Below are 10,602 nucleotides of genomic sequence, written 5' to 3'. Positions count from 1 at the left end.
TACCGTGGTCGGCTGCGCCCCCAACACGTCACCGGGTGGTTGGCGGGTCACGTCGTGGCCGTACGTGCCGTCGTTGACCAGCGCCACGCCGTAGCCGGGCTCCCCGACGTGCAGCCACCGGTGGGCGCAGATCTCAAACCTCGCCGCGTCCCACGATGTGTTGGTGTGAGTTGGTCGCTGCACGTGGCCGAACTGGATTTCCGAGCTGGACTGCGCGGCCTGGACGTCGATCGGGAAGGCGACCTTGAGCAGGGTTTCCTGTTCGTGCCAGTCCACCTCGGTGGTGAACCGCAGCACGCGCTCGCCGGCCGCGAGCGACACGGTCTGGACGTACGCGGAGTTCCGGTCGTCGCGGGTCACCCGGACCCGGGCCAGCCGGGGATCGTCCGCCTCGACCACGATCTTGGTGACCTCGGTCAGGTCGCGGCGCCGGTTGCGATAGAAGTCTTCGATGTCCCAGGCGTCGAACTTGTTGGGCCTGTCCGGGTGCAGTTGCAGGACGTTGGCTGCGGTGCCGGGCCGAAGCACGTCGCGGTCGGCGACCAGGTCGCGGATCGCGGACACCGTCCCGTCGGGGCCGAGGTGCACCCGGAGCAGGCCGTTGTCCAGCACCGTGCCATCCGGTCCGGACCGCACCGACACGTCCGGGGCGCCGCCGCGGCCCGCGGAGACCCCGAGCGCCGGTACGCCGCCCCGCTCGTGCGGCGCGGCGTTCGCGGTCAACGGCACCGACCCGGGGCCGGTCAGCGCGGTCAGCGCCGACTCGATCACCCCTTCCAGCCGGTCCGCCAGCTTCGCGTACGTCTGCCGCGCCTCCCGGTGCACCCAGGCGATCGAGCTGCCGGGCAGGATGTCGTGGAACTGGAGCAGCAGCGTTTCCTGCCAGATGGCATCGAGTTCGGCGTACGGGTACGGATGCCCGGCCCGCAGGGCCGCGGCGGTGGACCACAACTCGGCTTCCCGCAGCAGGTGCTCGGTCCGCCGGTTGCCACGTTTCATCGCCGACTGGCTGGTGTACGTGCCCCGGTGGTGTTCGAGGTACATCTCGCCGCTCCACACCGGGGCGTCCGGGTATTCCCGCTCCGCCTCGGCGAAGAACTCCGCAGGGGTGCGGATGGCGACCCTGGGCGAGCCTTCGAGGTCGGCCACTCGCCGGGCGGTTTCGAGCATCTCCCTGGTCGGGCCGCCCCCGCCGTCCCCGTAGCCGAACGGCAGCAGCGACACGCTGGACCGCCCGTGCTCGGCGAAGTTGCTCACCCCGTACGCCAGATCCTTCCCGGACAGCTCTGAGCTGTACGTTTCGGCGGGTGGGAAGTGGGTGAAGACCCGGCTTCCGTCTATGCCCTCCCACCAGAAGGTGTGGTGCGGGAAGCGGTTGGTCTGGTTCCACGACATCTTTTGGCTGAGGAACCAGCGGAACCCGGCCAGCCGGGCGAGCTGCGGCAGCGCCGCCGAGTAGCCGAACGAGTCGGGGAGCCAGACCTCCCGGGGCTCGACGCCGAACTCGGCGGCGAAGAACCGCTTGCCCTGGGTGAACTGGCGCACCATCGCCTCGCCGCCCGGCATGTTGGTGTCGGACTCCACCCACATGCCGCCGACCGGGAGGAACTGGCCGGTGGCCACCTTCTCCGCGACGCGGCGGTACACCTTCGGATGGTGCTCCTGCAGCCACGCGTACTGCTGGGCGGAGGAGCAGGCAAAGACCAGTTCCGGATACTCGTCGGCGAGCGCCACGACGTTGGAGAAGCTCCGGGAACACTTGCGGATGGTCTCGCGTACCGGCCAGAGCCAGGCCGAGTCGATGTGGGCGTGCCCGACGGCGGTGACCCGGTGGGCGCTCGGCACGGCGGGGGAGGCCAGCACCCCGGACAAGCAGGCGCGGGCGGCGGCGGCCCCGCCGGAGACATCGGCGACGTCGAGCTCGTCGAGCATCAGTTCCAGGGCTCGGCGGATCTCGTGGTGCCGGGGGTCCGTCTCGGCCAGTTGCAGCGCCAGCTGGTGCAACACCTGTACGTCCAGGACGAGCGCGTGCACCTCCTCGTCCAGCACCGCGAGTTCCGCCCGGTCCAGCCGGTAGAGCGGGCGGTCGGGCAGCGTCTCAGGGTCGCCGAGCGGGGAGACGCTGCCGTCGAACCGGGGGTTGGCGGCCGCCTCGACGTACACCTCGACCCGTTCGCCACCGGTGGCGGGCCGGGCGATCGGTACGTACGCCGTCCGCGGCTCGATGCCCTTGATCGGCGTGCCGTCGGCCGTGTACGCGAGGCCCTCGGAGCGGAATCCCGGCCCGGCCCGCTCGAAGCCGAGATCGACGAGGAGCTCGACCCGGCTGCCGCGCATCCGTGCCGGCACCTCTCCGGTGAACCGGAACCACGTGGTGCCCCAGGCGCGCCCCCATGGCTGACCCACCGCGAAGGGCGCGTACGCCATCGCCAGCCCCTCGCTCGCCGGCACCGGCTCGCCGGGCAGGTGCGCCGCCTCGACACGTACGGGTTCGGCGTCCCGGTACAGCGCCGGGATGAGCCGTTCGTTGAGAGCGCGTTCGATCCGCTCGGTCAGGTTGGACAGCGGCCGGTGCATCCGGAACTCCGGGGGTGGGGGCGGGACTCCGTGGGGTTGGGATCGCAACCATATCCGCGCAAAACGCTTCGTGGCCATGCCGATGCGCTCAGGCGTGGGTTCCTCGCTGCGTCGCTCGCCGATCCCGGTGACCTTTGCAGCCCGTATTTCTGGTATCGAACCAATAGGGCGAATCCCGGCGGGTGGATCCCGGCAGCGTCGGCTCAGCCACGGCGCAGGATCGCCATCGCATCCGTGTTGCTGTCCCGTGCGGGAGCTATCGGGGACCGGGCAGCATTCGGTGCAGCGCGCGGCGGTCGACCTTGCCGGTGGAACCGAGCGGCACCTCGGGCAGCACCAGCCAGCGGGCCGGGATCATGTAGCCGGGCAGCCGGGCGCCGAGCGCCGTGTTCAGCCGCCGGGGCAGCGTGCCCGGCGCGCCGTCGCCGGCGGCCAGGACGAACCCGACCAGCATCGAGTCGGGGCCGGAACCGGTCTTCTCCACGAACGCGGCGTCGACCAGCCCAGTGGCAAGGATCGCGGACTCAACCTCCTCCAGCTCGATCCGGAAGCCCCACAGCTTGATCTGGCGGTCAAGCCGGCCGAGCACCTCGTAGTCGCCGTCCGGCCGCAGGCGCGCCAGGTCGCCGGTGCGGTAGATGGTCTCGCCGGTCGCCGGGTCGGTGACGAACCGCAGCGCAGTAAGGTCGGGCCGGCGCAGGTAGCCGAGCGCGACGCCGGGGCCGCCGACGCACAGCTCGCCGGTCTCGCCCGGCGGTGTGGGCCGCAGGTTCTCGTCGAGGATCCGCAGCGTGGTCCGCTGCAGCGGCCGGCCGATCGGAATCCGGTCCACATCGGAGAGACCTGCCTCGGTGCAGTCGAAATAGGCGGCGAACGTGGTGGTCTCCGTCGGCCCGTACCCGTTGACGATCCGGCCGGGCGGACCGGCGGCGAGGACCCGGCGGACCGCGGTCAGGTCCAGCTGCTCGCCGCCGACGACGAGGTTGGACAGCGGGGCGAGCGCGGCCGGTCGTTCCCGGGCGATCAGGTGGAACAGCGACGTGGTGAGGAACATGGTGGTGATGCCCGCCGAGGTCAGCAGCGCGCTCCACCGTGCGAACGTCACGTCGGTCAGCGCCGGAAAGACCACCACGGTGCCGCCGGCGACCAGCGTGTTCCACACCTCGAACGTGGCGGCGTCGAACGCGGGGTTGGCCGCGTGCGCGACGCGGTCACCGGGCGCGATGGTGCAGAACAGCGGGTTGACGGCGAGCCGTCGCACCGCGCGGTGCGGCACCACCACGCCCTTCGGCTCGCCAGTGGACCCGGACGTGTACATGACGTAGATCGGGTCGTCCGGGTCGGTCGCCGGCGGCAACGCGCTCCCGGCGGACGCGGCGTCCCGGTGCACGGCCAGCCTCAGGCCGCGGGTGACCGGCATGCCGTCGGCGGCGCCGGCCGGGTGTAGCATCGCGGCGATCTTGGCCTGGTCGAGGACCGAGGTGACCCGGTCCGGCGGCGCGTCCGCGTCCAGGCACAGATAGGCCGCGCCGGCCCGGGTGACGGCGAGCATCGCGACCACCAGGTCGACGGAGCGGTTCACCCGCAGGCCGACGATGTCACCGGCGCCGACGCCGACGCCGGCCAGGTCGACCGCGAGCGCACCGGCCGCCGACCACAGCCCGGCGTACGTGAGCGTGTCCCCGGTCGTCGCGTCCGCCACGGCCGGCTCGTTCGGGCGCGCCGCGACCTGCACCTCCACCAGGTCGTGGACGCCGTCGCCGCGCGCGCTGCGCGGGCGCTGGTCGGTCCACACCCGGCCGATGTGTGCCAAGCACTCCACGCGGCTGCCGGTGAACCCGGTCTCGCGCCAGCCGTCCGGTGGCGTCGTCCCGTCGGCCGGCCAGATCGAGTACTGCTCCTCATCGTTGACCACCACGAGGTGTGTCATCGCGCGCCCCCGTCCAGGAGTCGAACGATCTCGTCCATGAGCCCGTCCACGGTTGCCGTGCGGTGCAGTCCGGTGCCGTGGTGTGCGACGAACCGCAGCCGGCCCTCGCGCAGCTCACCGGCGATGTCGAGCAGGTACGGCCAGCGGCCCGCCGGATCCTGGGCAGTGCCGGACGGGTGCGCCGACGGCCGCAGGACCCGGGCGGCCGGCTGCCGGTCCCAGGAGCCGATCTCGCCCAGGTAGTTGAAGCTGACCTGCGGCCCGGCCGATCGCGCCATCTCCTCCCGTACCGCCGGATCGGGGTGTGCGTGGGTGAGCAGGCCGTGCCCGAGCCCGTGCATCGGCACCGCGCCGATCTGCGCGCGCAACTCGCCGGCGAGCCGCGGCAGGGTTGACGGGCGGCCCAGGCGCAGGCGAAGCGGGTAGAAGTACTGGAACCAGCCGACCGTCCGCGTCACGTCGACGTCGTGGCCGGGCGGCCCGTTGCGGCCCGGCGCGGCCAGCGCGACGGTCAGCTCGTTCCCGCCCTGCCACGCGGCGACCGCGACGGCGGTGGCGGCCAGCAGCAGGTCGCTGAGGCCGGTACCGGCCGCGCGCGCCTCCGCGGCAAGCCGCGCGGTGACGTCGGCGGCGAGGACACGGCGCACCCCGGCCCGCGATCCGAACCGGACGGCGGTGCCGGGAAGGTCGACCGGCAGTTCCTCGGCGCGGGCCTGCGCGCGCCAGAACGTGCGCTGGCCGGTCAGCTCCGGCGCGGTGGCCGCGTCGCGGAGCAGGCGCGCCCACGCTGATCAGCAGGTGATGGCAGATGAGGAGGAGCCGGTCGGGCTGCCCGCCGGGCATCCGGAAATGGACGGCCCGCATCGGTGCCGCCGACAGCGACAGGCCACGCTGTGCCGTATCCGCTATGTCCGCGGCGAGCCGGTCTGCCTTCTCCGCGTCAGCGTCGCGCAGGTCGTGCGTGTCGAAGGGCACCGGCCCGGCGTCCGCGACGCTGATCTGCCGTCGCCGTCCGTCGCCGTCAGGGACAAGTCGCAGCCGTAGCGCGTCGTGCCGGCGGGCCAGCGCGGTCACCGCGCCGGACAGCTCGGCTGCGGTCACCGGCCGGAGCAGCTCCGCATGGTACGGATGGTTGAAGTGCCCGGGACGGCTCAGGTGCGGCAGGATCTCGGTCAGGAACCACGCCTGCGCCGGGGTCGGCGGCACGTCACCAGCGACCACCGTCTCCCGTCGCCGGGGCTGCCGGGGCGCCAGGGCGGCGAGCCCGGCGACGGTCGGGTGGCGCAGCAGGTCGCCCGGGGAGCGGGACAGCCCGGCCGCGGCCGCCTCCGCGATCACCTGGACCACCTGCATGGAGTCGCCCCCTAGCTGGAAAAAGTTGTCGTCCGCGCCGACCCGGTCCACGCCGAGCACCCGCGCCCAGACACCGGCCAGCAGTGCCTCCGTCGGGGTGCCCGGCGCCCGGTAGGCGGCCCCCGCGGATGCCGCCACGGCGGGCCGGACCACGTCCGGCATCGGCGCGAACCGGCTGATCGGCTGGTCCGCGCCGTCCGCCAGCCGATCCAGCAGCCCGGTCAGGTCGGCCGTCCACGCGGCCACGTCCGGCTCGTCGAGGTGGCCGGCGAACCGGCAGACGCCGACCAGGCCGCCGTCCGCGCCGACCGTGACGGTGACGAACAGGTCCATGTCGGTACGCCCGGCCGGCGCCGGGTCGAGCGTGAACCGCGCCCCGCCGCCGTGCCGCTCCCGCGACGGCGCGTCGAGCAGGCTCAGCATGGTCTGGAACAGCGGGTTGTGCCGGTCGCCGCGGGTCGCGCGCAGGGCCCGGACCACGTCCCCGAACGGCACGTCCGCGTTCGCCTGGGCTCCGCCGACGGCGCGGTGGGCGCGACGCAGCAGCTCCCGGACCGTCGGGTCGCCGTCCAGGTCGAGCCGCAGCGCCTGCGGGTTGTAGAAGCAGCCGACCACGCGGGCCAGCTCCGGCCGGGTACGCGTGCTCGCCGGCACGCCGACGACCACGGTGTCCTGCCCGTTCGCGCGCCGCAGCGCCAGACTGGCCGCAGCGAGCAGCGCCGCGTACCGCGTCACCCGCTCCGCCCGCAGCAGCGCGAACAGCGCGGTGGTCCGGCCGGCCGGCAGCCGCAGCGGCACCTGCCCGCCCGGCCCGGACTCGGCCCGGGCCCGGTGCGCCGGCAGCGTGGACAGCGGTGGGGCGCCGCGCAGTGTGTCCGTCCAGTACGTCAGCCCGCGTTCCCGGTCCGCGGCACGCTCCGCCGCGCAGTGTTCCCCGAACTCGTGCCCAGGGCCGGCGGACGTGCTGCGCCGGCCGGCGACCGCGTCGTCGTACGCCGCGGCCAGGTCGTCGAGGACGATCGTCACCGAGGCGGCGTCGAAGACGATGTGGTGCACGGCTGCCAGCAGCACGGTCTCCCGATCGTCGAGCTGGACCGCGTGCAGCGCCACCGGCGGCCCGGTGGTCAGGTCAAAGGTCCGGACGCCGTGCTCGGCCGCGAGCCGGTCGAACGTGGTGGCGCGCTCCGGCGCCGGCAACCCAGACAGGTCGGTCCAGGCGAGCGCGGCGTGCAGGTCGTCGCGGACCACCTGCGCCGGGCCCTGCTCGACGATGATGGTGCGCAGCGCGCCGTGCCGGTCCAGCACCGCCCGGACTGCGGTCTCCAACGCCGGCCGGTCGAGCGGGCCGGCGATCCGGATCGCGAACGGCACGGTGTACGCCGGGTCGCCCGGCGTCAGCGTCTCCAGCAGCCATAGCCGTTCCTGGGCGGGGGACAGCGGCCAGGACGCTGCCGCTGCCGCTGGCCGCTCCTCGGCGCTCCGCCGGCGCCGGCGCACCCGCAGGCGTTGCAGGAACAGTCGCTGCTGCTCCGGGGTGAGCCCGGCTAGCTGTGCGGCGAGCGGGTCGCTCATCAATCCTCCAGCAGCCGCGCGCGCACCCGGGTGAGGAAGTCGGCCACGGCCCGGCCGCTGGAGACCCGGTGGTCGAAGACCGCGGTCAGCGTCATCGGACGGCCGGGCAGCGAGGAATCCGCGCCGACGCCGACCGCGAGCGTCTGGTCCTGGTTGATCCGTGGCTGGAACTGCAGGATGTTCTGCCCGGACAGGTCGCTGACGGTGACCGTGGCACCCGCGACGTCGTCCGCGTGCAGGCCACGATCGTGGTACGCGGCGAGCAGGTCGAGCAGGTCGAGCGTGATCTGTTCCGGCCCGAGCCGGTCCGCGTGCTTGATCACCGGCACCCGCAGGCCGTGCCCGGCGTCCACCGCCACGCCGACGTTGATGTCGGTGTACTGCTCCACGTGGTCACCGGCGAAACGCGCGTTCAGTCCGGGGAACTCGGTCAGGGCGCCGGCCAGCGCGTGAATGATCAGTGCCAGCGGCAGCGGTGACACGTCGCCCTCGGCCGGCGCCCGGTCGAGGGCGTCCGCGCCGAACGCGACGGTGAGCGCGCTGGCGAGCGCGGCGCCGCCCGCGTGCAGGCGGGCGATCTCGGTCTGTTTGGCCGGGCCGATCGGCGTGCGCCGCACCGCGGGCCCGGCGTGCGTCAGCTCCGCTGCGGTCCGGCGGACCATCGCGCCGGTGATGAGGCCACGTCCCTGGAACAGGTCCGCGCTCAGGTCGAGCCGCCGCAGCTCGCGCAGGCCCTCGGCGGAGAAGCGCGGCCCGGTCACGGCCGCCGCGGTCTCGCCCGGGTCCGGTGCGGTCGCGGTCGCGGCCAGCTCGTCCAGCGAGGGGAAGAGCAGTGCGATCGGCGCCCCGGTGGGGACCACGTCACCCTCGGCGGCGAGCCGCCGCAGGTAGCCGGGGCCGGGTGACTCAATGACGGTGACCGCCTTGGTGGACTCGACCTCGACTAGGTCGTCGCCGGCCGAGACCTGGTCGCCGTCGGCGACCAGCCAGCGGAGCACTTCGGCGGCGTCGTCGTTCGGGTTCTGCTTCGGCAGAATCACTTCAGCCGGCACTGGGCAGTACCTCCAGGGTCGCGGCGACGACCGAGTCGGCCGTGGGCAGGACCGCCCGTTCCAGCGAAGGGGCGGCCGGGATCGGAACCGGCGCGGCGGCGACCCGCGCCAGCCGGGGTGACCCGGCGACCGGACGTTCGGCGAGCTGGGCCAGGACCTCGGCACCGAAACCGGCGAAGCCCTGCCCCTCCTCGGCGACCACGATCGCGCGGCTGCCGGCCAGCAGCGGGCGCAGCGGGCCCAGGTCGAACGGGAAGATCTGGGCCGGGCAGAGGACCTGGGCGAGCACGTCGTGCTCGGCGAAGAGCCGGTCGGCAGCGGTGAGCAGATCGTCGAGCATCCCGCCGTAACCGATGAGCGTGACGTCGGCGGCGGTGTCGTCCGCGGCCACCCGCACGGTCGGCAGCGCGTCCGCGGTCTGCCAGGCGACGAACCCGTCCGGCACGCCCGCGCCGAGCCGGCGGCCGTAGAGCAGCTTGTTCTCCAGCACGACCGCAGGGTCGCCGTCCGCGTCCAGCAGTCCACGGTAGACGGTGAGCGGGTCGAGCAGGCTGTGCAGCGCGGCGACTCGCAGGCCGGGCACGCCGACGAGGTGCCGGTCGAGCGTCTGGCTGTGCGTGGGCCCGTACCCGCGATGTCCGCCCATCGGGGTGCGCACGATCAGGCGGCCGGGCCCGCCGGCGCCGTAGACCGCGCGCAGCTTCGCCGCCTGGTTGATCAGCTGATCGGCGGCGAGCAGCACGAAGTCGCCGAACATGATCTCCACGAGCGCGCGCCGGCCGCCGAGCGCGAGCCCGGTGCCGACCCCGACGATCGCGGCCTCGGAGATCGGCGTGTTGCGAACCCGGCCGGGAAACAACGTGCTCAGCCCGGCCGTGGCCCGAAACGCGCCACCGTACGGATCCTCGACGTCCTCGCCGAGCAGCAGCATTCCCGGGTCCGCGTCGAGCAGCGCCTCGAGGCCGTCGCGCAGCGCGGTGACGACGCGCCGGCCGTCGGTGGCGGCCATCCGGTGGAAGCGCGCCGGCTCCGGGTCGGCCGGCCGGGTCAGCAGCACGGCCGGATCCGGTATCGGCGAGGCCCGGGCGGCCTCCACCGCCTGCGCCACCCGCCCGCGCGCGGCCCGGTCCAGCGCGGCGACGGTCTCCCCGCCCTGGTCCAGCGCCCGGCGCAGCGGGTCACGGGACCAACCCGCGGCGATCCGCGCCGGATCGCGGTGGTCGTCGCCCTTGGAGTGCGGGGCCAACCGGTACGTGTCGATGATCAGCATCACCGGCCCCGCGCCGGAGCGGACCGCCCGGGCGGCGTGCGCCGTGGCGGCGGACAGCGCGGCCGGGTCCCCGGTGCTGCTTTCCACGACCGGGATGCCGAACGCCTCCGCACGCCCGGCGGCGGTGCCGGCGGTGGTGGTGCGGGTGTCGGTCGACTGCGCGACGCCGTTGCGCTCCAGGACCAGCAGCAGCGGCAGGCGCCAGAGCGCGGCCAGGTTCATCGTCTCGTAGAGCACGCCCTCGCCGAGCGTGCCGTCGCCGATGACCGCGACGGCGATCCCGGGGGAGGCGTCGAGCCGGTGCGCCATGCCGGCTCCGGCGGCGATCGGCACCAGGCCGCCGAGGACGCCGCCGGAGTAGAAGCCGTCCCGGTGCAGGTGCTGGCTGCCGCCGAGGCCACCGCAGGCCCCGTCGCGGCGGCCCATGATCTCGGCGAACAGTCCTTCCAGGTCGTGCCCGGCGCCGAGGTAGTGCCCGTGACACCGGTGGTTCGAGAAGACGGTGTCGTCCCGGATCAGGACCTCGCCCAGCGCGGCGCCGACCAGCTCCTGACCGATGCAGCAGTGCACGGTACCGGACAGTTCACCCTCGGCGAAGAGTTCGAGCAACCGCTCCTCGGCCCGGCGGATCAGCAGCGCCCGCTGCAGCAGCGGTGCGGCGGGAAGGTCGGTCGTGAGCGCCGGCGGAAGCGGTGCGGTCACGGTGCCGTCCTCACTGCTCCGGCTTCGTGGCGACGAACGTGACGACCAGCGGCAGCGGGTCGCCGGGGAGCCGCCAGTACCCGTCCTCGCCCCGCGCCATCGACGGGAACCGCTGCCGCATGTCGAACGGCAGCTCACGGAGCCGG

The 10,602-nt window shown here is 73.8% G+C and carries 5 protein-coding genes and 1 pseudogene; all 6 read right to left on the bottom strand.

The features are described 5' to 3' along the window. Positions 1-2,577, bottom strand: a 2,577-nt coding sequence (locus AB0M52_RS23520; protein WP_363957396.1) for a glycoside hydrolase family 38 C-terminal domain-containing protein, incomplete at its 3' end; no start/stop codon positions are given. A 256-nt stretch (positions 2,578-2,833) separates the two neighbouring features. After that, positions 2,834-4,507, bottom strand: a complete 1,674-nt coding sequence (locus tag AB0M52_RS23515; protein WP_363957393.1) for an amino acid adenylation domain-containing protein — start codon at positions 4,505-4,507, stop codon at positions 2,834-2,836. After that, positions 4,504-5,253, bottom strand: coding sequence for a condensation domain-containing protein (locus tag AB0M52_RS23510; protein ID WP_363957399.1), 750 nt, complete (start codon positions 5,251-5,253; stop codon positions 4,504-4,506). Before AB0M52_RS23510 ends, AB0M52_RS23515 begins: the two co-directional genes overlap by 4 nt. A gap of 103 nt (positions 5,254-5,356) precedes the next feature. After that, positions 5,357-7,432: pseudogene (locus AB0M52_RS23505) on the bottom strand (condensation domain-containing protein); the annotation flags it as partial. Beyond that, positions 7,432-8,484, bottom strand: a complete 1,053-nt coding sequence (locus tag AB0M52_RS23500) for a 2-oxo acid dehydrogenase subunit E2 (RefSeq protein WP_363957390.1) — start codon at positions 8,482-8,484, stop codon at positions 7,432-7,434. The pseudogene AB0M52_RS23505 and the gene AB0M52_RS23500, both read right to left, overlap by 1 nt. Continuing rightward, complete coding sequence (locus tag AB0M52_RS23495; RefSeq protein WP_363957387.1) at positions 8,474-10,456, bottom strand: thiamine pyrophosphate-dependent enzyme; 1,983 nt, start codon at positions 10,454-10,456, stop codon at positions 8,474-8,476. Before AB0M52_RS23495 ends, AB0M52_RS23500 begins: the two co-directional genes overlap by 11 nt. Between the last annotated feature and the right edge of the window lie 146 nt (positions 10,457-10,602).

It is taken from the genome of Micromonospora sp. NPDC051296, from assembly GCF_040682255.1.
In the GTDB taxonomy this organism is placed as follows: domain Bacteria; phylum Actinomycetota; class Actinomycetes; order Mycobacteriales; family Micromonosporaceae; genus Micromonospora; species Micromonospora craterilacus.
Note: the sequence above shows the minus strand (reverse complement) of the source record. Positions and strands in the feature narration are given on the sequence as shown.